This window comes from Enterobacter cloacae complex sp. IR5441, assembly GCF_049238215.1.
Classification (GTDB): domain Bacteria; phylum Pseudomonadota; class Gammaproteobacteria; order Enterobacterales; family Enterobacteriaceae; genus Enterobacter; species Enterobacter hormaechei_C.
Genome location: NZ_JBMKIA010000004.1, coordinates 133,827 through 158,029, shown reverse-complemented (window position 1 = coordinate 158,029; position 24,203 = coordinate 133,827). Strand labels below are relative to the sequence as shown.

Annotated in this window: 25 protein-coding genes and 1 pseudogene; 16 read left to right on the top strand and 10 right to left on the bottom strand. The window is 55.1% G+C overall.

All coding sequences use genetic code 11. The annotated features are described in order from the left end of the window. Positions 1 to 5 precede the first annotated feature (5 nt). The 10 genes and pseudogenes from fliJ to rcsA all read left to right on the top strand — a co-directional run bounded on the left by fliJ (position 6) and on the right by rcsA (position 6,763). Complete coding sequence (gene fliJ, locus ACOTX5_RS07085) at positions 6 to 449, top strand: flagellar export protein FliJ (protein ID WP_006811155.1); 444 nt, start codon at positions 6 to 8, stop codon at positions 447 to 449. Then, positions 446 to 1,660, top strand: a complete 1,215-nt coding sequence (gene fliK, locus ACOTX5_RS07080; RefSeq protein WP_045910800.1) for a flagellar hook length control protein FliK — start codon at positions 446 to 448, stop codon at positions 1,658 to 1,660. Before fliJ ends, fliK begins: the two co-directional genes overlap by 4 nt. Positions 1,661 to 1,766: 106 nt before the next feature. Further along, entirely contained in the window at positions 1,767 to 2,237 is a 471-nt protein-coding gene (fliL, locus tag ACOTX5_RS07075; RefSeq protein WP_003859598.1) for a flagellar basal body-associated protein FliL, read from the top strand. Between the two features lie 4 nt (positions 2,238 to 2,241). Continuing rightward, positions 2,242 to 3,246: a flagellar motor switch protein FliM gene (gene fliM, locus ACOTX5_RS07070; protein ID WP_003859594.1), complete on the top strand. Its 1,005-nt coding sequence runs from the start codon at positions 2,242 to 2,244 to the stop codon at positions 3,244 to 3,246. Continuing rightward, positions 3,243 to 3,656: a flagellar motor switch protein FliN gene (gene fliN / locus ACOTX5_RS07065; RefSeq protein WP_003859592.1), complete on the top strand. Its 414-nt coding sequence runs from the start codon at positions 3,243 to 3,245 to the stop codon at positions 3,654 to 3,656. The genes fliM and fliN overlap by 4 nt, the downstream gene beginning before the upstream one ends. Positions 3,657 to 3,658: 2 nt before the next feature. Next, on the top strand, positions 3,659 to 4,033 hold the full coding sequence (gene fliO, locus ACOTX5_RS07060; protein WP_015572438.1) for a flagellar biosynthetic protein FliO: 375 nt from the start codon (positions 3,659 to 3,661) through the stop codon (positions 4,031 to 4,033). Then, positions 4,033 to 4,770, top strand: a complete 738-nt coding sequence (gene fliP / locus ACOTX5_RS07055; RefSeq protein WP_015572437.1) for a flagellar type III secretion system pore protein FliP — start codon at positions 4,033 to 4,035, stop codon at positions 4,768 to 4,770. The genes fliO and fliP overlap by 1 nt, the downstream gene beginning before the upstream one ends. Positions 4,771 to 4,780: 10 nt before the next feature. Further along, positions 4,781 to 5,050: a flagellar biosynthesis protein FliQ gene (fliQ, locus tag ACOTX5_RS07050; protein ID WP_003859587.1), complete on the top strand. Its 270-nt coding sequence runs from the start codon at positions 4,781 to 4,783 to the stop codon at positions 5,048 to 5,050. Between the two features lie 6 nt (positions 5,051 to 5,056). Then, positions 5,057 to 5,849: pseudogene (gene fliR / locus ACOTX5_RS07045) on the top strand (flagellar biosynthetic protein FliR); the annotation flags it as partial. A 290-nt stretch (positions 5,850 to 6,139) separates the two neighbouring features. Next, entirely contained in the window at positions 6,140 to 6,763 is a 624-nt protein-coding gene (rcsA, locus tag ACOTX5_RS07040; protein WP_017383340.1) for a transcriptional regulator RcsA, read from the top strand. 99 nt (positions 6,764 to 6,862) lie between these two features. Here rcsA and dsrB read toward each other — a convergent pair whose 3' ends face one another. Next, positions 6,863 to 7,051 (bottom strand): protein DsrB, encoded by a 189-nt coding sequence (dsrB, locus tag ACOTX5_RS07035; RefSeq protein ID WP_003859583.1) that lies wholly within the window; start codon positions 7,049 to 7,051, stop codon positions 6,863 to 6,865. A gap of 128 nt (positions 7,052 to 7,179) precedes the next feature. On the opposite strand from dsrB, the gene yodD reads away from it, so the two are divergent. Together yodD and ACOTX5_RS07025 are read left to right on the top strand one after the other, a co-directional pair. Next, positions 7,180 to 7,407: a YodD family peroxide/acid resistance protein gene (gene yodD / locus ACOTX5_RS07030; protein ID WP_017383339.1), complete on the top strand. Its 228-nt coding sequence runs from the start codon at positions 7,180 to 7,182 to the stop codon at positions 7,405 to 7,407. A gap of 294 nt (positions 7,408 to 7,701) precedes the next feature. Further along, positions 7,702 to 8,502, top strand: a complete 801-nt coding sequence (locus ACOTX5_RS07025) for a mannosyl-3-phosphoglycerate phosphatase-related protein (protein WP_045338586.1) — start codon at positions 7,702 to 7,704, stop codon at positions 8,500 to 8,502. Here the strand turns inward: ACOTX5_RS07025 and dgcQ are convergent. The 3 genes from dgcQ to ACOTX5_RS07010 all read right to left on the bottom strand — a co-directional run bounded on the left by dgcQ (position 8,487) and on the right by ACOTX5_RS07010 (position 11,443). Then, on the bottom strand, positions 8,487 to 10,187 hold the full coding sequence (gene dgcQ / locus ACOTX5_RS07020; RefSeq protein WP_047727517.1) for a cellulose biosynthesis regulator diguanylate cyclase DgcQ: 1,701 nt from the start codon (positions 10,185 to 10,187) through the stop codon (positions 8,487 to 8,489). The genes ACOTX5_RS07025 and dgcQ overlap by 16 nt on opposite strands. A gap of 84 nt (positions 10,188 to 10,271) precedes the next feature. Continuing rightward, on the bottom strand, positions 10,272 to 10,454 hold the full coding sequence (locus tag ACOTX5_RS07015; protein WP_003859574.1) for a YodC family protein: 183 nt from the start codon (positions 10,452 to 10,454) through the stop codon (positions 10,272 to 10,274). A gap of 77 nt (positions 10,455 to 10,531) precedes the next feature. Then, positions 10,532 to 11,443, bottom strand: coding sequence for a DUF808 domain-containing protein (locus ACOTX5_RS07010; RefSeq protein ID WP_017383336.1), 912 nt, complete (start codon positions 11,441 to 11,443; stop codon positions 10,532 to 10,534). Positions 11,444 to 11,621: 178 nt separating this feature from the next. Between ACOTX5_RS07010 and yedA the strand changes: the two genes are divergently transcribed. Further along, complete coding sequence (gene yedA, locus ACOTX5_RS07005; RefSeq protein ID WP_015572432.1) at positions 11,622 to 12,536, top strand: drug/metabolite exporter YedA; 915 nt, start codon at positions 11,622 to 11,624, stop codon at positions 12,534 to 12,536. Here yedA and ACOTX5_RS07000 read toward each other — a convergent pair. Genes ACOTX5_RS07000 through ACOTX5_RS06990 form a run of 3 tightly spaced genes read right to left on the bottom strand, consistent with a single transcriptional unit; the run spans position 12,508 to position 15,158 of the window. Next, the gene (locus tag ACOTX5_RS07000) at positions 12,508 to 12,999 is read right to left on the bottom strand and encodes a very short patch repair endonuclease (protein WP_045910802.1); all 492 of its coding nucleotides are present in this window, start codon (positions 12,997 to 12,999) and stop codon (positions 12,508 to 12,510) included. The genes yedA and ACOTX5_RS07000 overlap by 29 nt on opposite strands. Beyond that, positions 12,980 to 14,413 (bottom strand): DNA cytosine methyltransferase, encoded by a 1,434-nt coding sequence (locus ACOTX5_RS06995; RefSeq protein ID WP_087924350.1) that lies wholly within the window; start codon positions 14,411 to 14,413, stop codon positions 12,980 to 12,982. Before ACOTX5_RS06995 ends, ACOTX5_RS07000 begins: the two co-directional genes overlap by 20 nt. A 43-nt stretch (positions 14,414 to 14,456) precedes the next feature. Beyond that, a complete protein-coding gene (locus ACOTX5_RS06990) occupies positions 14,457 to 15,158 on the bottom strand; it encodes a phosphohydrolase (RefSeq protein WP_033486933.1) in 702 nt (233 codons plus the stop codon). 284 nt (positions 15,159 to 15,442) lie between these two features. Between ACOTX5_RS06990 and ompC the strand changes: the two genes are divergently transcribed. After that, positions 15,443 to 16,609: a porin OmpC gene (gene ompC / locus ACOTX5_RS06985; RefSeq protein WP_045910804.1), complete on the top strand. Its 1,167-nt coding sequence runs from the start codon at positions 15,443 to 15,445 to the stop codon at positions 16,607 to 16,609. Positions 16,610 to 16,664: 55 nt separating this feature from the next. On the opposite strand, the gene ACOTX5_RS06980 is transcribed toward ompC, so the two are convergent. Continuing rightward, positions 16,665 to 17,528: an N-acetylmuramic acid 6-phosphate etherase gene (locus tag ACOTX5_RS06980; protein WP_045910805.1), complete on the bottom strand. Its 864-nt coding sequence runs from the start codon at positions 17,526 to 17,528 to the stop codon at positions 16,665 to 16,667. 153 nt (positions 17,529 to 17,681) lie between these two features. Between ACOTX5_RS06980 and ACOTX5_RS06975 the strand changes: the two genes are divergently transcribed. Next, complete coding sequence (locus ACOTX5_RS06975; RefSeq protein ID WP_023294962.1) at positions 17,682 to 19,298, top strand: sensor histidine kinase; 1,617 nt, start codon at positions 17,682 to 17,684, stop codon at positions 19,296 to 19,298. Then, on the top strand, positions 19,295 to 20,014 hold the full coding sequence (gene dcuR / locus ACOTX5_RS06970) for a two-component system response regulator DcuR (RefSeq protein WP_003859556.1): 720 nt from the start codon (positions 19,295 to 19,297) through the stop codon (positions 20,012 to 20,014). Before ACOTX5_RS06975 ends, dcuR begins: the two co-directional genes overlap by 4 nt. Here the strand turns inward: dcuR and ACOTX5_RS06965 are convergent. Next, positions 19,995 to 20,957: an FAD:protein FMN transferase gene (locus ACOTX5_RS06965; RefSeq protein ID WP_045910806.1), complete on the bottom strand. Its 963-nt coding sequence runs from the start codon at positions 20,955 to 20,957 to the stop codon at positions 19,995 to 19,997. The two genes, dcuR and ACOTX5_RS06965, sit on opposite strands and share 20 nt — an antisense overlap. A gap of 58 nt (positions 20,958 to 21,015) precedes the next feature. After that, positions 21,016 to 23,796: a flavocytochrome c gene (locus ACOTX5_RS06960; RefSeq protein WP_047727519.1), complete on the bottom strand. Its 2,781-nt coding sequence runs from the start codon at positions 23,794 to 23,796 to the stop codon at positions 21,016 to 21,018. Between the last annotated feature and the right edge of the window lie 407 nt (positions 23,797 to 24,203).

Below are 24,203 nucleotides of genomic sequence, written 5' to 3'. Positions count from 1 at the left end.
AGGTCATGGCGCAGAACAGCGCGTTATCAACGCTGAAAGATCTGGCTGAAAAAGAAGTTGATGATGCCGCATTGCAGCTTGGCGCAATGCGACGCGGGTGCCAGCAGGCTGAAGAACAGTTGAAGATGTTAATCGACTATCAGCATGAATATCGCACCAACCTTAACACCGACATGACGCAGGGCATTGGTAGCCAGCGCTGGATTAACTATCAGCAGTTTATCCAGACGCTGGAAAAGGCGATTGAGCAGCATCGCCAGCAGCTTAACCAGTGGACGCAAAAAGTCGATACCGCGCTGAATTTCTGGCGCGAGAAAAAACAGCGGTTGCAGGCCTGGCAAACCTTACAGGACCGGCAGATTGCAGCCTCGACCCTGGCGGAAAACCGTCTGGATCAGAAAAAAATGGATGAGTTTGCCCAGCGCGCATCAATGAGGAAACCAGAATGATCACACTGCAACAACTGCTGATGACCGACAGCGACCCGTCCGGCGGCACGCTGACCGGAAAAGGCGCTGAGGGCGCGCAAGATTTTCTCTCTCTGCTGGCGGGCGCGTTGACCGAGACCACCGGCAAAGGCAAAGATGCCCCGCTGACGCTGGCGGACCTGAAAGCGGCGGGCAGCAAGCTGTCGACAGCGGTAAAGGAAAAAAACGGTGATACCACGCTCCAGGCCAAAATTGCCGAGCTGCTCTCCCGTCAGGAGACCCTGACTGGTGAAGATTCCGCCGTCTCCCTGCAAAGCCTCGTCTCCGGCCTGAAACCCGCCGCGAATACGGATGCGCTGAAGGCGCTGACCCAGCCGGAGGCGAAAACAAACAGCGAGACCACGACTGAGGAAGAGGAGCTGGCCGGGTTAAGCGCGCTGATGGCGATGTTACCGCACCAGCAGACCACCATCCCGGTAGCGACGCAGCCTGCGAGCACCGGGGAGATCGCCCCCCGTGCCGCCCTCCCCTCTGCGCTAGCCCAGACGGACAACGGCCAGCATCAGCCGCTTAGCCATGCGTTAACGGGTCAGGAAAAAATGCCGGTTCAGGACAGCGACACATCGCTGCCCGCCACGGCAGCCGTTACGCCAGCCGTCGCCGCCGTCGCAGAGAAGCAGGACGTAGCGAGCGCGGCGTCGTCTGCCGCCAGCCCAACCGCGACGCTGGCCCCGATCGTCAGTCACCTGGCGCCTTCACAGCCTGCCGCTACCGTTGCGACAGCGCCGGTGTTAAGCCAGCCGCTGGGCACGCACGAATGGCAGCAGAATCTGAGCCAGCACATCACCCTGTTCACAAAGCAGGGACAGCAGACCGCAGAGCTGCGTCTGCACCCGGAGGATCTGGGTCAGGTGCAAATTTCGCTTAAGCTGGATGACAACCAGGCGCAGTTGCAGATGGTTTCGCCCCACAGCCACGTCCGCGCGGCGCTGGAAGCGGCCCTGCCGATCCTGCGCACGCAGCTTGCGGAAAACGGCATTCAGCTTTCCCAAAGCAGCGTCAGCAGCGAGGGCTTTGCCGGGCAACAGCAGTCCTCATCCGGGCAGCAACAGCACGCTTCGCGTTCCGGCCAGCATAGCGGGTTTAACGATGAGAGCGAAGAGTTATTGCCTGCCCCTGCCGCCCTGCAATCCGCCGCGCGCGGCAGCCGTGCCGTAGACATCTTTGCCTAAACGCCAGAGGTAACGTGATTATCCCCGTCTTTTCCACGCTTTGACCTAAGCCGGACACGGGATAATCACCGTATTAAGCTGTATCGAAACAGGAAGCTCGTATCAGATGACAGACTCCGCTATCACCAAAAAAAGCAAGCGTTCCATCTGGATCCCGCTGCTGGTGTTGATTACCCTCGCGGCCTGCGCCACCGCAGGCTACAGTTACTGGCGTATGCAGCAGGAACCCTCCAGCGCGGCCGCCAAAGCTGAAGCGCCGCCTCCACCGGCGCCGGTCTTCTACCCGCTGGATACGTTCACCGTGAACCTGGGCGATGCGGATCGCGTGCTTTACGTGGGTATTACGCTGCGTCTGAAAGATGAAGCGACCCGTGCACGTCTGAACGACTACCTGCCAGAAGTGCGTAGCCGTCTGCTGCTGCTGTTTTCTCGTCAGGATGCCTCCGCGCTCGCCACCGATGTGGGCAAGCAAAAGCTGGTCGATGCCATTAAACAGACGCTGGCGACCCCGCTGGTAAACGGCCAACCTAAGCAGGAAGTCACTGACGTTCTGTATACAGCCTTCATTCTGCGGTAACGACATGGGCGACAGTATTCTTTCTCAGGCAGAAATCGATGCGCTGCTCAACGGCGACAGCGATAAAAGTGACGAACCGAAGCCGGGTCTGACCGGCGACGATAATATTCGTCCCTACGATCCCAATACCCAGCGTCGCGTGGTGCGCGAGCGTTTACAGGCGCTGGAGATCATCAACGAACGTTTCGCACGTCAGTTCCGTATGGGGCTGTTTAACCTGCTGCGTCGTAGCCCGGATATCACCGTCGGTGCGATCCGCATTCAGCCGTATCATGAGTTTGCCCGCAACCTGCCGGTGCCAACCAACCTTAACCTGATCCATCTGAAACCGCTGCGCGGTACCGGCCTGGTTGTGTTCTCGCCAAGCCTGGTGTTCATCGCAGTGGATAACCTGTTCGGTGGCGATGGTCGTTTCCCGACCAAAGTGGAAGGCCGCGAGTTTACCCATACCGAACAGCGTGTGATTAACCGCATGCTGAAGCTGGCGCTGGAATCCTACAGCGACGCGTGGAAAGCGATTAACCCGCTGGAAGTGGAGTACGTGCGTTCCGAGATGCAGGTGAAGTTTACCAACATCACCACCTCCCCGAATGACATCGTCGTGAACACCCCGTTCCACGTCGAGATCGGCAACCTGACGGGCGAGTTCAACATCTGCCTGCCGTTCAGCATGATTGAACCGCTGCGCGAACTGCTGGTGAACCCGCCGCTGGAGAACTCACGTCACGAAGATCAGAACTGGCGTGAAAACCTGGTGCGTCAGGTGCAGCATTCGCAGCTGGAGCTGGTGGCCAACTTCGCCGACATCTCCATGCGGTTATCGCAGATCCTGAAATTACAACCCGGCGACGTTTTGCCGATAGATAAACCTGACCGCATTATTGCCCATGTGGATGGCGTACCCGTGCTGACAAGCCAGTACGGCACGATTAACGGCCAGTATGCGTTACGCGTTGAGCACTTGATCAACCCGATTTTGAATTCGCTGAATGAGGAACAGCCCAAATGAGTGACATGAACAATCCGTCCGATGAAAACAGCGGAGCACTGGACGATCTGTGGGCTGACGCGTTAAACGAGCAGAAAACGACGCCGACGAAAAGCGCGGCAGACGCGGTCTTTCAGCAGTTAGGCGGCGGCGACGTCAGCGGCACGTTGCAGGACATCGACCTGATTATGGACATTCCGGTCAAGCTGACCGTTGAGCTGGGTCGCACCCGCATGACCATTAAAGAGCTGCTGCGCCTGACGCAGGGTTCCGTGGTGGCGCTTGACGGTTTAGCGGGTGAGCCGCTGGATATTCTGATCAACGGCTACCTGATTGCACAGGGCGAAGTAGTGGTGGTGGCCGATAAATACGGCGTACGTATCACCGACATCATTACCCCTTCCGAACGCATGCGTCGTCTGAGTCGTTAAGTATGAAAACCCAGGCAACACTGTCCGCGCCCTCCGCCGTACCCGGCTCACCGCTGCTCCAGGTGAGCGGCGCGCTGTTCGGTATTATTGCCTTTATCCTTATCGCCGCCTGGCTGGCAAAGCGTTTCGGTCTGGCGGGGAAAACGGCCGGTACCCGCGGGTTGAAGGTCAGCGCCAGCACCCCGCTAGGACCGCGCGAGCGCGTGGTCATTGTGGAGGTGGAAGATGCACGACTGGTGCTGGGCGTGACCGCCTCCAGCATTAACGTCCTTCACACGCTCCCCCCTGCGCCTGTCACGGTGGAAGCTAACGCCCAGGCCCCTGCGGATTTCCAGTCCGTAATGAAGAGTTTGCTCAAGCGTCCCGGGAGATCCTGATGCGCCGTTTGTTATTCCTTACGCTGACAGGCCTGGGTCTGTTCGCGCCCTCTGTGTATGCGCAACTGCCGGGGCTGGTTTCCACGCCGCTGGCGAACGGTGGACAAAGCTGGTCCCTGTCCGTGCAGACGCTGGTATTCATCACCTCGCTGACCTTTATCCCGGCGATCCTGCTAATGATGACCAGCTTCACCCGCATTATCATTGTGTTTGGCCTGCTGCGCAACGCGCTCGGCACGCCGTCCGCGCCGCCCAATCAGGTGCTGCTGGGTTTAGCCCTGTTCCTGACCTTTTTCATTATGTCGCCGGTGATCGACAAGATTTACACCGAGGCCTACCAGCCGTTCAGCGAAGATAAAATTTCCATGCAGGTTGCCCTGGAAAAGGGCGCGCAGCCATTACGTGAATTTATGCTTCGCCAGACGCGCGAAGCGGATCTGGCCCTGTTTGCCCGTCTCGCTAACACCGGTGAGTTACAGGGGCCGGAAGCGGTGCCGATGCGCATTCTGCTCCCGGCGTATGTGACCAGTGAGCTGAAAACGGCGTTCCAGATTGGCTTCACCATTTTCATTCCGTTCCTGATTATTGACCTGGTGATCGCCAGCGTCCTGATGGCGCTCGGGATGATGATGGTCCCGCCCGCAACCATTGCCCTGCCCTTTAAGATCATGCTGTTCGTGCTGGTCGACGGCTGGCAGCTGCTGGTCAGCTCGCTGGCGCAGAGTTTCTACAGTTGAGGAGCGCGAAATGACGCCTGAGTCGGTCATGATGATGGGCACGGAGGCGATGAAAGTCGCGATTGCCGTCGCCGCGCCCCTGCTGCTGGTTGCGCTGGTCACCGGTCTGATTATCAGTATTCTCCAGGCCGCCACGCAGATTAACGAAATGACCCTGTCGTTCATCCCGAAGATCATTGCCGTCTTCGTGGCGATTATCGTTGCCGGGCCATGGATGCTCAATTTGCTGCTGGACTATATGCGCAACCTGTTCACCAATCTGCCTTACATCATCGGCTGACGGACGATGCTGCATTTCACCAGCGATCAGTTTGTTCAGTGGCTCGGGATCTATTTCTGGCCGATGCTGCGCATCATGGCGCTGATCTCCACCGCCCCCATACTCAGTGAAAAGTCGGTGCCTAAACGCGTCAAAATTGGGCTGGGCATCGTTATCACGATTATCGTTGCCCCTACCCTGCCAGCGGTGGATATCCCGATCTTTTCCCCGAATGCGATCTGGATTGCCCTGCAACAGGTGATGATTGGCGTGGCGGTCGGGTTTACGATGCAGCTCGCCTTCGCCGCGGTACGAACGGCGGGTGAACTTATCGGTTTGCAGATGGGCCTGTCTTTCGCGACGTTCGTTGACCCCGGCAGCCATCTGAATATGCCCGTGCTGGCGCGTATTATCGACCTGCTGGCGATGCTGTTGTTTCTCTCGTTCAACGGCCACCTGTGGCTCATCTCGATGCTGGTGGACACCTTCCACACGCTGCCGATTGGCGACAACCCGGTAAACAGCAACGCGTTTCTGGCGCTGGTGCGGGCTGCCGGGCTGATCTTCCTCAACGGGCTGATGCTGGCGCTGCCGATCATTACCCTGCTGCTCACCGTTAACCTCGCATTAGGTTTACTCAACCGAATGGCTCCGCAGCTGTCGGTATTCGTCATCGGCTTTCCGGTGACTTTGACGGTTGGCCTTTTATTAATGTCATTATTGATGCCACTTATAGCCCCCTTCTGCGAGCATTTATTCAGCGAGATATTCAATCTGTTAGCGGATATTGTCAGCGAACTTCCACGCAAATAATAACCCGCAGTGTTTGCAATGTCTTTCTGAGGATATTCCTAAAAATAATCTCGAAAAACATCTACCAGGATATATCTGACGCGGTTTAAATGTTTCTAACCACCTCACAATACTTAATATTTACTTTACTTTAAGATGATTCCTGGCAAATTATACGTAACTTTACGGGATAGTGAGTTCGCCTGAAAGTCTTTGTCATGCTCACAGGTTTTATTAGATTTTTTCCATCCCGTATGGCTGTTTATGAGCTCTCAGGCAGGTGGTGAATTATCGTTACGCATTGAGTGAGGGTATGCCATGTCAACGATCATTATGGATTTATGCAGCTACACCCGGCTAGGGTTAACCGGGTACTTAGCAAGCAGAGGGGTAAGAAAGAGAGACATCAACGATGCACACACCGTTGAAGAACTCGCAGCCGCTTGTGACGCCCACAAGCCCGGCGTGGTGTTTATTAATGAGGACTGTTTCATTCACGACCCCGCTAACAGTCAGCACATTAAGCAGATCATTAATCAGCATCCTAAGACCCTGTTTATTGTTTTTATGGCGATCGCCAATATTCATTTCGATGAGTATTTGTTGGTGCGTAAAAACTTATTAATCAGTTCGAAATCGATTAAACCAGAGTCGCTTGATGATATCCTGGGCGATTATTTGAATAAAGAAGTTAAGAATGTAGGGGCGGTTAACTTACCCACCCTATCATTAAGCAGAACTGAATCAAGTATGCTAAGAATGTGGATGGCTGGACAAGGGACAATTCAGATCTCAGACCAGATGAATATCAAGGCAAAAACAGTATCGTCACACAAAGGAAATATTAAAAGGAAAATTAAAACGCATAATAAGCAAGTCATATACCATGTCGTACGCCTGACAGATAATGTGACGAATGGGATTTTCGTTAATATGCGCTAATTTGCACGGCCATGTTGTACCCTACCTTGATCTCTGGCCTGGCCAGAGATTTTGCTTTTCAGTAGCCGGAGCCGGGGAGAAGACGCCCCCGACGCCGCCCTATTCCGCCGTTTCCACAAAGATCCCATCCGGGTGCCCCAGTTCGTTGAAGAACCAGATGCCGAGCGGGTAATCTTCCAGCGACACCAGATACATTGTGCCTTCATTAAACTCTTCTATAGCCAGCACCACGCCCGGGCGGCGCGGCCCACCGTCCGTTTTGACGGTTACCCGATCGTTGACCTTCATACATTCCTCCTGTGGTTTTGAGCCAGTGTAGAACAAATTGCATTGCCTGGCATCGCCACCTGGCGCGAATGGCGTTTTTGTGTGCGGTCTATACTTAACTGTTGAGACGATTAAATGAGGAACCCGCCATGAAGACCGACAAAGAGTACAGCGACACCATTAAGCGTGAGGTTGAAGTGGATGTCGATGCCCTGCTTGCCGCCATCAATGAAATCAGTGAGTCCGAAGTTCATCGCGCGGAGGATAATTCCGACCGTGTCGTGGTCAATGGTAGGGATTACCATACCTACCGTGAACTGGCTGAAGCATTCGAGCTGGATATCCATGACTTTAGCGTCTCGGAGACGAACCGCTAAGGCGAAAAAAATCCCGGTCATGGGGATGACCGGGATCAAACTTGCTTATGCAAGAAGCACTTGTAAATTCGTTACACCAGGAAATCTGATGCAGGTAAGACATTATCCCCAACGGAATAGTCTTACAAGCATATACTCTCTTAGCGAATATTATATTTTATACATGTGAATTTTGGTTATGAGTATAAACATGCGCCACCTGTGGGTTTGTCGGGATCGTTTCCACTTCAACGGCGCGTCAATGCCTGTTTTTTTAAGATTTATCTTAGGTGAAATCATCACCCGGGAGACGTTATGCCTTCGTTTGAGGAGACTCTGCTTGTTTTTACCGACCTCGACGGCACGCTGTTGGATTTTCACACACTCGACTGGCAGCCTGCGGCCCCCTGGCTGGAAAAGTTAATGGATGAACAGGTACCGGTCATTCTGTGCAGCAGCAAAACCGCGTCCGAGATGGATGACATCCAGCAGGAGCTGGGGCTTGGCGGGTTGCCCTATATTGCGGAAAACGGCGCGGTGATCCAGCCTGACGTACGGTGGGAAAACGCCGCACGGTTCATCTCAGAAAAGAAGCATGACGATATCCGGCAGTGTATTGCCCGGGTACGTCAGGAAATGCATCTTAAATTCACCACCTTCGATGACGTGGATGAGCGCGTGGTCGCCGGATGGACTGGGCTGAGTCGTCCCCGCTCAGTGCTTGCGCGTAAACACGAGGCTTCCGTGACGCTGATCTGGCGTGACAGTGATGAACAAATGGAACGCTTTGCCGCCGAACTCGCCCGGCAGGGGCTGAAGATTGTCCAGGGAGCACGCTTCTGGCATATCCTGGATACCTGCTGCGGCAAAGACGTGGCGGTTCACTGGCTTGTGGACCAGTATCGCCTGCACGAGGGTTCCGAACCGACGACGCTGGGCCTGGGCGACGGCCCGAATGATGCCCCGCTGCTGGACAGCGTAGGCTTTGCCGTCGTGGTGAAAGGCTTCAACCGGGAGGGCGTCAGCCTTAAGAACAACGATCCCGCCCGGGTTTATCACACTCAGCACACCGGGCCGACCGGCTGGTGCGAGGGGCTTGATTACTTTTTGACGTGATCCTGCCAGATGACCCGGTTACGCCCGCGCTGTTTCGCCTCATACAGACGCGCATCGGCGGTGGATTGCAGATTTTCGAAGTGATAATTGCCCTTCTCCTGCGCGCCTGAGACGCCAAACGACGCACTTACGCGCAGGGTGGTACTTTTCTTAATCAGGATCTCTTTGCTGTCGATACGCTCGCGGATCTGCTCTGCGACTTCCGCCGCCTCTTCAAGCGTCATGCCCGGCAGCACCACACAGAACTCTTCGCCCCCGACGCGTCCGGCAATATCTTTAGTCCGGAGGGTGCTGGCAATCAGACCCGCGGCATGGGACAACACCTTATCACCCGCCTGATGCCCGAACCGATCATTGATGCTCTTGAAGCAATCAAGATCGATCTGAATGACCGAGAAAGGCAGCGACTGCTGTTCACACTGCTTCGCCAGCATTTTCGCCTGCTCGAACAGCGACCCACGATTATTCAGCCGGGTCAGAGGGTCGTGCCAGGCCTGCCATTGCAGCGAGTTCTGCATCGAATACATATTACTGACCATGCGCCGGATCACCAGCCATGAGATGAGCAGCATCGCGGTGAACAGCGCCCAAAGCAATGCCAGCACAATGCTGATGCTGCCGAAATCACCGCGCACCCCTTCATCCAGGGTGTGCACGCGCAGGACGATGCCATCAAAATGGTCGAGACGCTCCCAGCTGACAAAACGACTCCCCAGGCGAATGCCGCCTTCAGAATCCGATTCTATCGCGTGCGCTATCTGCGCTAATTCGCGCGCGTCAAAATGATTAACGTCCGCAGCCGGTGATTCAGACGTTGCAAGCTGGGTAAGCCGACTATCATACAGTTGGTATTCCCCTTCCGGGTTATCGCCCACGGCTTCCACCAGCAGGCGACGCAGGGTGGCAAAGATGAAATCCATCGCCACCACGCCATACCAGACGTGATTGTAATAAACCGGCACGCTGGCGGTGATCAGCGGCTTTTTGCCGACAAAGGTGGAAGGCGGCGAGATAAACCAGCGCACGGCACGCGCACGGTTTTCACGCTCGGACTGTTGGGTAAACCAGGGCTGAGTGACCAGATGGTAATAGCGCTGCACGATATCGCTGGAATTTCCCGGCGTATCCGTTTCCAGAAAGAATCCGGCGCGAGAGACATAAATCACGCGCTCTTCGTTGCGGGAAGGGCTGGATGCCAGACGCAGCAAATACCCCACTTCAAGCGCGGCGGACAGTTCATTATCAAGGTACTCATCATCACGGTTCAGAAGGGTCGTCTTTTCAACGAAGGCATCCGAAACACCGTTGATCGGTAACGTGCGCTGTTTATCAACCGCAATTTGCCAGCTGGGGGACGTGCGCAAATGCGCAAAACGCTTTACCGCATCATGCAGCACGCCAAACGCCAGCGGCGTTTCCAGCGCATCACGCATGCTGTGGCGAAAAAACAATATCTTATCGACGCTGAACTGAAGCTGTCTGTCCAGCGCACTGGCAACCGTTTCCAGATGGTTACGCTGGTTGGAGATATAAGCATCTTCCAGTACCACAACTTCGCGCCAGGTCAGGAGGGTGGAAAAGATCAGGACAACGATAAAACAGAAGTTAACAATCAAACGGGGATTGCTACGCTTATGCAGCCACTGCAAAAAAGATTGTTTTACAACAAAGGTATCGTGCTGCACACACACTCCCTGATTGTCGCTCACCATCCGATATGATAAGTCTTCTGCCAGTAAAAACGCCCGGCAAGGCCGGGCGTTGTGTGATTAAGCCTTGTCGCGTTTTTGCCTTTTATTAGCAGGCTGAAGCTCGTCTTCGCGAAAAGCCTCCCGCTTAATGCCGTATCCATCATGCCACCGACACTCCACCATTCCGCTGGAATACCCGGTGACGATCATACCTGGACCACCATTTTTGGGCTTAACTTCATCACTGATCAAAAAGACCATACCTGCCTCCTGTATCAGGGTGAAACGTTTTCAATTTAGACGAGGAATGGTCTTTTTGCATCCGGGGTCAGCAATAATTAATGCGATTTCCCGCGTACTTTTTCAACCAGCTTAACAACGGCTACCACAATCAGACCGACGATAAAGCCCAGTACGAGGTTAAGCAGTGTGGGCAGAATTGCAGCAACTACCGCTCCCTGGCCTGACGCAAAATGTTCAATCATGTGATGCAGCGAAGCAACACCGTGCACGATAATTCCGCCGCCGACCAGGAACATCGCCAGGGTTCCCACCACCGACAAGGTTTTCATCAGCCACGGCGCCAGCACCAGCAGGCTTTTCCCAATGCCGCGCGCAATTGCGCTGGATTTTTTTTCCAGCCAGAAGCCGATATCGTCCAGCTTGACGATCAGCCCGACCAGGCCATAAACCCCTATCGTCACGAGGATCGCAATGCCGGACAGGATCAGCACCTGGTTCATCAGAGGGGCATCTGAGACGATCCCCAGCGTAATCGCCACAATCTCGGCTGAGAGGATGAAGTCCGTGCGGATCGCGCCTTTGACCTTATCGCGTTCAAACGTTTTTGGATCCTGTGCGGCCAGCGCTTCCAGACGCTGCTGGCGCATTTCCGGGGTGTCTTTCTCTTTGCGTGCAGCGAACATATGCAACACTTTTTCGGCACCCTCGAAGCACAGGAACGCCCCGCCAATCATCAGCAGGGGCGTAATGGCCCAGGGTATAAAGGCGCTAATCAGCAGCGCCAGCGGAACGAGGATCACCTTGTTAATAAAGGACCCTTTCGCAACGCCCCACACCACCGGCAACTCACGGTTCGCCCGCACGCCGCTGACCTGCTGCGCGTTAAGCGACAAATCATCTCCCAGTACCCCGGCGGTCTTTTTCGCCGCCAGTTTTCCCATAACCGAAATGTCATCCAGCAAGGTGGCGATGTCGTCCAGTAATGTTAATAAGCTACTTCCTGCCAAAATCTCTTTCCTTCTTTTTTTGCTAATTAAGTGAATAGTATGGAACAAAACTCACCGCCCGGAAACTGGCACCTCGCGTCAACAAAAATTTCACATCAACAACACAATTAAAGCACTCGCCAGGCTGATAGTTTTGGCGTTAACTATGAGCGAACTTTTTATTTCGTCGTGAGGGACTATGCGTTTCCGGCATTTATTACCGCTCATTGGAGCACTCTTTTCCCTGTATATCATCTGGGGGTCCACCTATTTTGTCATTCGTATAGGCGTGGAAAGCTGGCCCCCGCTGATGATGGCCGGTATTCGTTTCCTTACGGCCGGCGTGCTGCTGATGGCGTTTTTATTGCTGCGCGGCCACAGACTACCGCCGCGGCGTCCCCTGCTTAACGCCGCCCTGATTGGCCTGCTGCTGCTGGCGGTGGGCAATGGCGCGGTAACCGTCGCCGAACACCAGAACGTGCCGTCGGGCATCGCCGCAGTGGTCGTCGCAACCGTGCCGCTGTTTACGCTCTGCTTTAGTCGCCTCTTCGGGATCCGCACCCGTAAGCTCGAATGGCTGGGCATCGCGATTGGGCTTGTGGGTATCATCCTGCTGAACAGCGGCGGTAACCTGAGCGGGAACCCCTGGGCTGCCGTTCTGATCATGATCGGCTCCATGAGCTGGGCCTTCGGCTCGGTCTACGGTTCACGCATCGAGCTGCCCTCCGGGATGATGGCAGGTGCGATTGAGATGCTCGCGGCGGGCATTGTGCTGCTGATGGCCTCCGCGTTGACGGGTGAAAAACTGACGGCGATGCCAGACCTTTCAGGTTTCCTGGCCGTCGGGTATCTGGCGCTGTTTGGCTCCATTATCGCCATCAACGCCTATATGTACCTGATTCGCAACGTCTCACCGGCGGTTGCCACCAGCTACGCCTACGTTAACCCGGTGGTTGCCGTGCTGCTGGGTACCGGTTTTGCGGGCGAAGTGCTGTCGACGATTGAATGGCTGGCGCTGGGTGTGATTGTCTTTGCCGTGGTACTGGTCACGCTGGGTAAATATTTGCTGCCCGCGAAACCGATTGTCACGAGGTGTGAGGTGGAGAAACCGTGATCGGGTGAATGCCCTGGGTATCGATCTGCGCGGCCTGACCGCCGCCGCAGATCCACTCTTCCAGCCGCTCCGTCAGTTCCACGTCATTCAGCTTCATTCTTCCACGCAGCGCGCACTCCCAGACAATCAGCACCCGCCAGCCCTGAGCGTAAAGCTGAGAAACATCGCGTTTATCACGCTCGACGTTTCTGCCAATCTTCTCCAGCCAGAAGTCGGTGCGTGTCGCCGGGACTTTAAACAGATAGCAGTCGTGATGATGCCAGAAACAGCCGTGGGTAAAGATGATGCACTGGTACGCGTCGATGACGAAATCAGGACTCCCGGCAAGCGTGGCATCCTGAACCCTGAATTCAAACCCGGCGGCGGTCAGAAGGCCCGCGATCCGTTTTTCAATCGCGGTATCACGCGTGCCGATGGCACGCATGTTTTTACTGCGCGTGGCCTTATTGTGAACGTCCGCCATCGACGGCCTCGCTCTGACGAAGCTGAACGGCCTTGCTGATGCGTGAGGCCAGCAGTTTAGCTACCGCGGCAAAGGCGGGCACCACCACCGAGTTGCCAAACTGACGATAGGCCTGGGTATCTGATACCGGGATGCGAAAACTGTAGCCCTGCGGCGTCTCAAAGCCCATTAAGCGGGCGCACTCGCGCGGCGTTAAGCGCCGCGGTCGGTGTTGTTGGTTCTGGGGATCGTCAAAATCTTTTTCGCCCAGCGCCTTATCCCAGCCGCGATCGATAAGAATTTCCGCACCATCTTTGTAATAGCGCGCCGACAGCGTACGCGTCACGCTGTCAGGATTAAGCGGATTGACCATGCCAAACCCAAAGCCATTGCCTTTGGCCTGATGCTTTTTGGCATAGCGATAGAGGTATTTCCACAGCACCGGGGTCAGAATGAATTTCGCATCGACGGCGGGCTCCAGCAGATCGGCCACCGTCGGGCGGCGCGCCGGATACAGCGAGGGCAAATCACGCAGCGTAAAATCGCCTTTCAGATTGAGATCGCGGCGGAAGCCCACCAGCACGATGCGTTCGCGGTGCTGCGGCAGGAAGTGTTTGCCGTCGATAATTTTCGGATCGTCCGGCCCCATGTCCTCTGCATCCGCCACGTCATAACCCAGTTCATCCAGCGTTTGCATGATAATGCGGAAGGTTTTGCCGCCGTCATGACTCTTTAAATTCTTGACGTTCTCCAGGACAAAAATTGCCGGGCGGCGGGCATCAATGATCCGGGCAACATCAAAGAACAGTGTGCCCTGCGTATCGCAGGAAAAGCCGTGTGCGCGTCCCAGCGCGTTCTTCTTCGACACGCCAGCCAGCGAGAACGGCTGACACGGAAAGCCCGCCAGCAGCACATCGTGCGCCGGAATGGTATTGCGAATGTGTTCGGCGGCCTCTTCATCGCTGACGCCGGTTTTGTGGCTCAGCGTGACATCCCGAATATCCGCGTTGAACTGGTGCGCGTCGGGATCGCAATACCAGTTGGCTTTATAGGTACGGACGGCATGTTTGTTCCATTCACTGGTGAATACACACTGCCCGCCAATAGCTTCAAAGCCATGGCGAATGCCGCCGATACCGGCAAAGAGATCGATAAAGCGAAAGGCATAATTTGGATGCGCAGCAGGCGGACGCGGCAGCAAATTTTGCAGATAGCGGAACTCACCATCGCTCAGGCGGTGACCTGCCCTGTCGCTTATCAGCAGCCGCTTGAGTATCGCCGGGCTCCAGTGGCTCTCGCCATGGGCCACCAGCTGGTTTGCCAGCGTTTTAGCATCATACATTTCCAGCAGCTGACGCAGGAGTGCCTGCACGGCTGCCGTTGATTTCTCAACCCGCTCAGGCGCGGGCACTGTCACTGATCGATTTTCCTGCATTCTCTTAACCGGACAATAAAGACAGAAAACAGAGTACCACAGTTCAGGATCGCACACTGCGACGGAAATGGGTCAATATCTGGCTGTCGGTTCCGAGGTAATCGCCCTGTAATTCGGCACTCAGCTTCGCCATAAACTGGATCAGAAAATCGGCATTGTGACGCGCAAGTTCGCGCCCCCGCGCGGTTTGCATGGTGTCAGGCAGGCGCAGGAGTTTGGTCTGAAAGTGGTCGAGCGCGAAGGCTTTATCATCCAGCGCTCGTGTTCCGGCGAACGGGTCGTCGGCATCAAACAGCGCGGCGCCCAGCGCACCGGAGACGGCAAAGACGCGCGCCAGGCCGATAGCGCCTAACGCCTCCAGCCGGTCGGCATCCTGCACAATTTTGGCCTCCAGGCTTTGCGGCGCGATACCGGCACTGAAGCTGTGCGCTTCAATAGCATGCTCAACGGCTGCATAACGATCCGGCGGAAAATCAGGAAAGTCGCGACTGAGGATCTCGCGCGTTTTTCGCGCTGCCAGCCGCGAGGAGTGGCTACGTTCCGGGTGATTTTTCGGCAGGCTGACAATGTCATGGAAGTAGCATGCGGTCAGCACAACCAGCGGATCGCTATCCTCGTCAGCCATAATACCCTGCGCCGTCATCCAGACGCGGTGAAAATGGGCGATATCGTGCGCCGCATCATCAGTAAAATGATTTTCGTCGAGCCAGCGCTCAAAACGGTGTTGCCACTGCGCAAGTTCCATCATCCTGTCCTGTTGCTCAAAAGTGAGTGAATTATAATACACCCGAATTAAAATCCTTTATAAATAGAATTACGAAATACTTAATAATAATTACCCGCTATATTTTCAATGAATTAATTCATGTGAAAAATAAAGATATAAAAAGAAATATTTTGTAATATTTTTACCACTTTAATTACATTTATTTTTGAACCTAAATAATAATCCATAGAATAGTATCAGCCATGTAATTACGGAGGGTAATTACATATATTCATACAATTTATATTTAAAGGGAATATATAATGAAAAGAAAAGTTCTGGCAATTCTCGTACCCGCGTTATTAATGGCTGGCGCAGTAAATGCGGCGGAAATGTATAACAAGAATGGCAACAAAGTTGACCTGTACGGTAAGGTTGATGCGCGTCATACCTTCTCCGACAACCCTGGCGACGACGGCGATGAAACCTATGTACAGGTGGGTTTCAAAGGCGAAACGCAGATCACGAACGACCTGACAGGCTATGGCCAGTGGGAATATAAAACCTACGCTAACGACACCGAAGGCGCAGGGGATAAATCTTTCAACCGTCTGGCATTCGCTGGCCTGAAATATGGCGACTACGGCTCATTTGATTACGGCCGTAATTACGGCGTCGTGTATGACGTTGAAGCCTGGACCGATATGCTGCCGGTATTTGGTGGAGATTCTTACACCTGGACCGATAACTTCATGAACGGTCGTGCTAACGGTCTGGCGACCTATCGTAATAACGATTTCTTCGGGCTGGTCGACGGCCTGAACTTTGCGCTGCAATACCAGGGTAATAATGAAGGTGGCAACGCAAACGAAAATCAGGAAGGCACCAAAAACGGCCATGATGATGTTCGTTTCCAGAACGGCGACGGCTTCGGTATGTCTACCACCTATGACTTCGATTTCGGCCTAACGCTGGGTGCGGCTTATTCTTCCTCTGACCGTACTAACGACCAGGTCGCTTACGGCGCTGACACCTATAACCGCTTCAGCAAATATGCTGGCGGTGAACGTGCGGAAGCGTGGACAATCGGTGCTAAATACGATGCTAATGATGTCTACCTGGCCATGATGTATGCGGAAACCCGTAACATGACTCCGTACGGCAACGATGGCATCGCCAACAAAACACAGAACTTTGAAGCCGTAGCGCAGTACCAGTTTGACTTCGGTCTGCGTCCATCCCTGGCGTGGGTCTATTCTAAAGGCATCGATTTGGGCGGTAACGATTATCACCCAGGCAATGGCTATGACTATGTAGACCAGGATCTGGTTAACTACATCGACGTGGGCATGACCTACAGCTTCAACAAAAACTTCTCCACCTACGTTGATTATAAAATCAACCTGCTGGACGAAGATGATGCCTTCTACAATGACAACGGTATTGCTACCGATGACATCGTTGGCGTAGGCATGACCTACCAGTTCTAATCCCCATCAATATTAAAGCCCGCGATGCGGGCTTTTTTTATTTGACGCTGAAATGTTATGGCGCTTCCTGCAAGGCCAGGCGAACAAACCCGTTATTCTGCGCCAGCAATTCGTGCGCTTTCCAGGCATCCAGCCCTGTCAGCACCATCAGTACCGCCGTTTTGCACTGGTGGTTACAGCTTTCCAGCGCGGCCTTCGCCTGCGCCCGGCTACATCCCCCCGCTTCCATCACAATGGCAATTTGTCGTTCGGCCCATCTGGTGTTGCTTGCCTCCAGATCAACGCGCAGGTTGCTGTACACCCGTCCGGAACGTACCGCCAGACCGGTGGTAATCATATGCAGGATCATGCTTTGCGCAATGCCTGCTTTAGCGTTGGTATACCCGGCCACCACATCCGCGCCCAGATCGGGGGCAATGACCATGCTCGCCAGCTGCGCCGCTTCACTTTGCGCATCCTCCGTAATGATCGCAACCGTTGAGCCCAGAGACCACGCATGACGCATCGCGCCCCATACCCATGGGGTTTTGCCGCTGACGGACAGCGCCAGCATCATGTCATGCTCGCCAAATTCTATCGTCTGAAGGTCGGCAACGCCGCGCGCGTAGCTACCGGCGTGATCGCCTGCTGTCATCGCAATGACGGGATGTTTTCCCGGCGCAAACCCTTCTGCCGCCTGTTCAGCCACGCGTCCGGACGCGCCCGCGCCGGTCAGTACCAGACGTCCGCCGTGGCTAAGCGTCGCCGCCGCGTTATCCACCACGCGGGCCAGCATACTTAAGTGAGGGGTAAGTGCAGAAGAGATTTGCGCGTCATCCTGGCGTATGACGTTAAGCATATCCAGCGTCGATAATCTGTCGATGTTCGTGGTGCTGGCGTGCCGTCTTTCCCTGGCCGTACCGGTAAGCATAATGCTCATAAACTGCCTCCTTATTATGAGTACCCTCACACTATAAAGTGTTTTATATAGGTCACCTGAGAGGAGGCTCACGAAACGCCTCTCTTTACATGGCTTTATGAAACGCCCGTCATCAGCGATAATTAGCCCTTTCTTATTCATCGCGGAGTGTTAATGAGCGATTTGCAGCCCTTCCCCCCGACGCGCAAGCGCCCTATGAAGCTGAATACGCTGGTTACGCTGATGGTGTGCGCGATTATCGGCTCGGTGCTGCTGGTGGTCTTCGCGCTGTACTCTGTGCAGATCACCCGCGCCACGCGCGATGACGTGAAAGATACCGCGCTGGGTATCGCCAGGACGCTGGCCGACAGCCCGGAGATCAAGCGTGGCCTGATGGAATCGCCGCAGGCTGGCATCATCCAGCCGATTGCCGAGGCGGTGACGAAGCGCAACGACCTGCTGTTTACCGTGGTCACCGACCTGCGTGGGATCCGCTATTCCCATCCAAACGAAGCGCTGTTAGGTTTGCATTTTATTGGCGACGATCTGACGCCCGCCCTGGAAGGGAAAGAGAATGTCTCCGTTAACCGCGGCGCGCTCGCGGAAGCGCTGCGCGTCTTTACGCCAGTGTATGACGACCAGCACGACCAGATCGGCGTGGTGGTGGTGGGTATTTCGCTAAACAAAGTTGAAGATCAGATTGCCCGCGGGCGGCTCAACGCCGTGTGGACCATCTTATTCAGCGTTCTGATGAGCTCAGTGGCGATATGGGGTCTGGTCCGGGTTCTGAAACGTATCCTCTTTGGGCTGGAGCCTTACGAGATCTCAGCCCTCTTTGAGCAGCGCCAGGCCATGTTGCAGTCCCTGCGCGAAGGCGTGATGGCCGTGGATATGCACGGGCGCGTGACGATGATTAACCACACCGCCAGAGAAATATTACTCCTGACCTCGGGCCAGCACTCCGAAAGCAGCAGTGAACCGCTGCTGGCCAGCCTGCGCGAAGTATCCAGGACCGGCATTGCCCGCCAGGATCAGGAGATCGGCTGTAACGGGCGGCTGCTGCTCTGCAACATGGTCCCCGTGAAAAGCCAGAATCAGGTGATCGGGGCGATCAGCACGTTCCGCGATAAGACCGAAATCAGCCAGTTAATGCAGCGTATTGATGGCATGGTCAGCTACGTTGATGCCCTGCGCGCTCATACGCACGAGTTTATGAACAAGCTGCACGTGATCCTCGGCCTGCTGCACATGAAGCGCTACGATAAGCTGGAGGAGTACATCATCCAGACCGCGCAGAATTATCAGACGGATATCGGCGCGATACAACGTAAAGTTAAATCCCCGGTCATTGCGGGCTTCCTGCTGGGTAAAATTAACCGCGCTAAAGAGGCCGGAGTGACCCTGACGCTGGCGGAGGAGAGTCAGCTTCCCGACACCGCCAATGAAGAGCAGGTTGCGGTGCTGATCACCGTGCTGGGCAATTTAATCGAAAATGCCCTGGATGCGATGGAAGGCCAGCCGGAAGGCGAGATCGGCCTGCTGCTGCATTATCAGAACGGCTGGCTGAGCGGTGAGGTCAGCGATGACGGTCCCGGCATTGATCCCGAGCGGCTGGAGGCTATTTTTACAAAGGGCTACTCAACAAAAGGTGAAAACCGCGGCGTTGGGCTGTTCCTTGCGCGTCAGCAGATCCAGAATCTGGGCGGAGATATTACCGTCGAGTCGGAGCCTGGCGTATTTACCCAATTTTTTGTTCAGATCCCCTGGGATAGCGAGAGGAATATCGCGTGATAAATGTGTTAATTGTCGATGATGACGCCATGGTAGCCGACCTCAACCGTCTGTATGTTAACCGCGTTGAGGGTTTTAGCTGCTGCGGCGTCGCTTCCACGCTCAACCAGGCCGAGGCGTTGATCGCCAACCCAGGCCAGCCGATCGATCTGGTGCTGCTGGATGTCTATATGCAGCAGGATAACGGGCTGGATCTGCTGCCCATCATCCGCGCATCGGGCCGCCCGATTGATGTCATCATGATCTCGTCGGCCTCCGACGCCGCAACGATCCAGACCTCAATGCACTATGGCGTGGTGGATTACCTGATTAAACCGTTCCAGTTCCCGCGTTTTGAAGAGGCGCTGAACGGCTGGAAGGCAAAGCGCAGCCTGATGGGATCGCATCAGTATTATGAACAGGCCGACGTCGACAGGCTGATCCACGGCGGCGCGCCGGAGCTGGCCGACAGCAAAAAATTACCGAAAGGCCTGACGCCGCAGACGCTGCGCACCATTTGCCAGTGGATCGACAGCCATCCGGAGATAGAGTTTTCCACCGACGATCTGGCGAATGCGGTCAACATTTCCCGCGTCTCCTGCCGCAAATACCTGATCTGGCTGGCGCAAATCAATATCCTGTTCACCAGCATTCACTACGGCGCTACCGGCCGGCCGGTATATCGCTACCGTTTGCAGCCGGAACAGGTCGGCCTACTCAAACAGTACTGCCAGTAATTCGGTAGCTGTCGTCCAGAAGGGTAAAACGGAAGTGGTGCATCGAGGAGATCACCACTTCTTTTGTTTTGGTGACAAAGATGGCTTCAATATCGGGGCGCGAACGCAGCGCGGCGCAGCCCTTTTCCACGCCCATGCCGTAGATCAGCGTGGTCCAGATATCGCCGTCGAGGGAGTCTGGCGAAATAATCGTCACGCTGTCCAGTTCGTTATCCAGCGGGTAGCCGGTGCGTGGGTCAAGTATGTGGTGATAGCGTTTGCCGTTCTGCTCGAAATAGCGCTCATAGGTGCCAGACGTCACCACCGACCGGTTTTCGACCGTCATGGCGCCAATCAGCGCATCACCGGCGAACGGTTTTTTCAGGCCAACGCGCCAGCCGCCCTCCGGCGAGCCTAACGTCTGAACGTTGCCGCCAAGGTTGATCAGCCCCAGTTTAACGCCCTCTTTATGCAGGTAATCCCGCACCCTGTCGGCGATATAGCCTTTAGCAATGGCCCCCAGATCGATCTCCATTCCCTGGCGTGTAAGAAACACACTGCTGTTGGCTTCATCCAGCACCACGTCCGCAGGATGCGTGATGCCCAGCAAGGCGGCGATCTCGTCTGCGGGCGGTACAGCGTCCCCCTTAAAGCCAATTTTCCAGCGCTTCACCAGCGGGCCGATCGCCAGGTTAAAGGCGCTGTCTTTAAGCAAGCTTGCCGCTTTCGCGCAGCGGATCAGCTCAAACACCGGACGGCTGACGGCAACCGGATGCTGACCGGCCGCATGGTTGACGTCCATTACCTGGGAATGCGCGCGGTTAACGGTAAGCAGATCTTCGTACTGTTTGATCAGGCGAAACACGCGGGAGACAAGCGCTTCGTCATGGGAAAAGAGTTTCAGGAGGATGGGCGATCCCATCAAAACGGCGGAGTAGCTGTAAACGCGATGGCTATCAGGCATTGCATGAGTCCTCAGATGTAGCCCCGGCAGGCACCGCGCCGCCGGGGAAACAGGAGCCTTACCGTGTTTTCGAACGCATAGCCGCCTGATGTCCTGCAAGCGTACCAAAAATAATAATATCTGCCACCGCGTTACCGCCGATACGGTTACCGCCGTGGATGCCCCCGACAACCTCACCCGCAGCAAACGCTCCCGGCAATACGTTGTGGTTGCTGTCCAGCACGCAGGTTTCTGTGTTAATGGTCACGCCGCCCATGGTGTGGTGAACGCCCGGTGCAATCTGAATGGCGTAGAACGGCCCTTCGTTGATTGGCGCACGCAGCGCGGTGGTGCGGCCGAAATCATCGTCGTGCTGTTTCTCCACAAAGCCGTTGTAGCGTTCCAGCGTTGCCAGGAACTGGTGGTGATCCATCCCCAGTGCTTCCGCCAGGGCTTTTGGCGAGCTGGCGCTGGTAACAAACCCTTTTGCGATGTACTCATCCGCGGCTTTGTTTTTGGCGCGAACATGCTCGTCAAAGACGATGTAAGCGTATTTCTCCGGCAGCGCGATGATCTGCGCCGAGACTTTGTCGCGGGTCGACATTTCGTTATAGAAGCGGTTGCCCTGCTGGTTTACCAGAATCGCCCCGCCGCCGCGGATGGATTCGGAAATCAGATACGACGTTTTCTGCTCAACGGTTGGGTGGATCTGAATTTCGCCCATATCCACGGTGCCCGCACCGATACGCTCCAGCAGCGCGATACCGCCTCCGGTCGCCCCTTTGTGGTTGGTGGTAACGAACCCTGCCAGATCCGGACGGTATTTCACCACCATCTGGCTGTTGGCGCTGAAGCCGCCCGTTGCCACAATCACGCTTTTGGTTGCCACGGTGAGGGTTTCGTTCTCTTCGGTGGTCAGACGCACGCCGGTCACTTCGCTATTTTCGAAAATGATGTCGCTCACGGAGGTATCCAGCATCACCTCGATGTTGCGCTTGTTGACGTTACGCACCAGGCCGCTGATCAGATACCCGCCCACTGCGGAACCGTCTTTCGGACGGTGCGTACGGTCGATGCTCATCCCGCCGGTGGTGGTAATGTCGTTCAGCATAATGCCGCGCGTGGCCAGCCATTCGATAGCCTGCGGCGCGTTCTCGACAAAGCGACGCAGCAGTTCAGGGTCGTTCTTGTTGCCACCGCCTTTCAGACTTTCCTGGTAGAACAGCTCTTTGCTGTCCTGAATACCTTTCACGCGCTGGAAGCGGGTCTCCGCCGCGTTCATCCCGGCCGAGGCTTTAATGGTGTTCCCGCCGATGGTGGGCATTTTCTCGACGATCAGCACGCTCGCGCCTTCGTCATGCGCCTGAATCGCCGCTGCCAGACCGGCGCCGCCGCTGCCGACCACCACCACATCCACGCTTTTAGTCTCATTCGGGTCTGCGCCCTCTTCCGCCGCCAGCGCTTTGCTGGATTTCAGCATCGCCTTCGAGACCGCTTTTTTCACCGCCTCGCTCTGGCTGGTCGCGCCCGTAATCGCGTCCACGTGCGGGGTGTTGGCATCCAGAATACGGGTACGGATCTCTTCGAAGCTGGTGACAAACTCGACGTCTTCACTCGGGCCGGAGGCCAGTTCGATATCGGCGATGCGGTCGGTTTCGAGGCTGACGTTAATCACCAGCTCGTTAGCATCGTCCTGCACTTTTTCAATAAAGGTGCCCGGTTTGAATTTAGATTCGCCCATGCTCATGTCGCGGATCATCGCTTCCACCAGCGAGAAGCGCCACAGCGGTTCCGGGATGCTCAGTTCTTCGCGTCGGGTACTGTCCATAAACAGCTCCAGGCTTTCGCCCGCCGCGATGCGATCGGTCCAGTTCGGATAGGCGATGGTGGCGCGGCCAACGGCAATCAGGTCGTAACCGTGATCCAGCGCTTCATACACATCCGTGGCATTCACCACGCCGCCAACGCCCATTACCGGTACCTGCGCCAGCGTGTCAGAGCGCATGGCGCAGTATTTTTCGATAAGTGGCGTCGGGTCCTGAGTATCGACGATAGATGAACGCAGGGCGGCACCAAGGGAGAAGTGGAGATAATCTACCCCGCGCGCGGCCAGTTTTTCCAGCAGATACAGGGTGTCTTCGAAGCGAATGCCCGGGACTTCAAGCTCTTCCGGAGAGAAACGGTAGCCAATGATAAACGCGTCGTCCGCGTACTGGCGCACCATCTTGTGGGTAATGTCCAGCACCGCCAGCGGGAATTTCGCGCGGTTTTCGCGGCTGCCGCCCCACTCGTCGTCGCGCTGGTTAGAGTTCGGGGAGAAGAACTGCTGGATCAGATAGGTATTCGCCCCGTGGATTTCGACGCCGTCGAACCCGGCCTGAATTGCGCGGCGCACGGCTTCGCCGAACTTGCCGATCATGCCTTCCACCTCTTCCGCGGTCAGGGCAACCGGCGTGGCGGCACCGTCACGCGGCGCGGCAACGGCGCTTGGGCCAACCGGCGTGCGACCCCCAATCAGTTTTGGGTCGACCATACGGCCGCCGTGGTAGATTTGCAGCAGGGCTTTAGAGCCTTTGGACTTGATGGCGTCAGCGATTTTTGCCAGCCCGGCGATTTTCTCGTCGTTATCAATACCAATTGCGCCCGGGAACGCCAGGCCGAGATCGTCAACAAAACAGCACTCAACGATGATGGTGCCGATGCTGCCCGCGCGGGCGCGGTAGTACTCCACCAGCTCGCTGGTCACGGTGCCATCGTAATAACCGGTACAGGTTGTCATCGGGGCCATTAACAAACGGTTTTTCAGTTCAGTACCATTCGGTAATGTGAAGGGGCTTAAAATACGTTCGTTAGTGCTCATAATAGAAACTCCAAACTTTAAAAATTAAGAATTCGTTATCGGGATGATTTTTTATTTCGTGTTTTTTGCCGATGTCATGATAGTAATATAAAGCTTTTTTTAGTTTCTAAAGTCATTACGTTAGTTAATAAACTATTTAATCCCTTCGATAACATTAATAACACATTGGTGTTAGCGGGAATGTTTCACTCGTTCACAAGAATTTAAAAAAAGTTAAATTATAAAAGGTCAAACCAATACACCAAATCTATCAAAAAACCTTATAAAACAAAGATAAACAAAATCACCAGAATTTAAATGTTATAGTTTTGATACATAAAATGCGTAAAGCTAGCGAATAACCACACTACTCAGAGTGGTTATTATAAAAAATATAAAAATAGCCATTCAGTTCCGTTTTTTTGATC

Bases quoted from the DNA above. Each gene is read 5' to 3' on its own strand.
- fliJ (WP_006811155.1), top strand. From the start codon at position 6: ATGGCGCAGAACAGCGCGTTATCAACGCTGAAAGATCTGGCTGAAAAA.
- fliK (WP_045910800.1), top strand. From the start codon at position 446: ATGATCACACTGCAACAACTGCTGATGACCGACAGCGACCCGTCCGGC.
- fliL (WP_003859598.1), top strand. From the start codon at position 1,767: ATGACAGACTCCGCTATCACCAAAAAAAGCAAGCGTTCCATCTGGATC.
- fliM (WP_003859594.1), top strand. From the start codon at position 2,242: ATGGGCGACAGTATTCTTTCTCAGGCAGAAATCGATGCGCTGCTCAAC.
- fliN (WP_003859592.1), top strand. From the start codon at position 3,243: ATGAGTGACATGAACAATCCGTCCGATGAAAACAGCGGAGCACTGGAC.
- fliO (WP_015572438.1), top strand. From the start codon at position 3,659: ATGAAAACCCAGGCAACACTGTCCGCGCCCTCCGCCGTACCCGGCTCA.
- fliP (WP_015572437.1), top strand. From the start codon at position 4,033: ATGCGCCGTTTGTTATTCCTTACGCTGACAGGCCTGGGTCTGTTCGCG.
- fliQ (WP_003859587.1), top strand. From the start codon at position 4,781: ATGACGCCTGAGTCGGTCATGATGATGGGCACGGAGGCGATGAAAGTC.
- rcsA (WP_017383340.1), top strand. From the start codon at position 6,140: ATGTCAACGATCATTATGGATTTATGCAGCTACACCCGGCTAGGGTTA.
- dsrB (WP_003859583.1), bottom strand. From the start codon at position 7,051: ATGAAGGTCAACGATCGGGTAACCGTCAAAACGGACGGTGGGCCGCGC.
- yodD (WP_017383339.1), top strand. From the start codon at position 7,180: ATGAAGACCGACAAAGAGTACAGCGACACCATTAAGCGTGAGGTTGAA.
- ACOTX5_RS07025 (WP_045338586.1), top strand. From the start codon at position 7,702: ATGCCTTCGTTTGAGGAGACTCTGCTTGTTTTTACCGACCTCGACGGC.
- ACOTX5_RS07015 (WP_003859574.1), bottom strand. From the start codon at position 10,454: ATGGTCTTTTTGATCAGTGATGAAGTTAAGCCCAAAAATGGTGGTCCA.
- yedA (WP_015572432.1), top strand. From the start codon at position 11,622: ATGCGTTTCCGGCATTTATTACCGCTCATTGGAGCACTCTTTTCCCTG.
- ACOTX5_RS07000 (WP_045910802.1), bottom strand. From the start codon at position 12,999: ATGGCGGACGTTCACAATAAGGCCACGCGCAGTAAAAACATGCGTGCC.
- ACOTX5_RS06995 (WP_087924350.1), bottom strand. From the start codon at position 14,413: ATGCAGGAAAATCGATCAGTGACAGTGCCCGCGCCTGAGCGGGTTGAG.
- ACOTX5_RS06990 (WP_033486933.1), bottom strand. From the start codon at position 15,158: ATGGAACTTGCGCAGTGGCAACACCGTTTTGAGCGCTGGCTCGACGAA.
- ompC (WP_045910804.1), top strand. From the start codon at position 15,443: ATGAAAAGAAAAGTTCTGGCAATTCTCGTACCCGCGTTATTAATGGCT.
- ACOTX5_RS06980 (WP_045910805.1), bottom strand. From the start codon at position 17,528: ATGAGCATTATGCTTACCGGTACGGCCAGGGAAAGACGGCACGCCAGC.
- ACOTX5_RS06975 (WP_023294962.1), top strand. From the start codon at position 17,682: ATGAGCGATTTGCAGCCCTTCCCCCCGACGCGCAAGCGCCCTATGAAG.
- ACOTX5_RS06965 (WP_045910806.1), bottom strand. From the start codon at position 20,957: ATGCCTGATAGCCATCGCGTTTACAGCTACTCCGCCGTTTTGATGGGA.
- ACOTX5_RS06960 (WP_047727519.1), bottom strand. From the start codon at position 23,796: ATGAGCACTAACGAACGTATTTTAAGCCCCTTCACATTACCGAATGGT.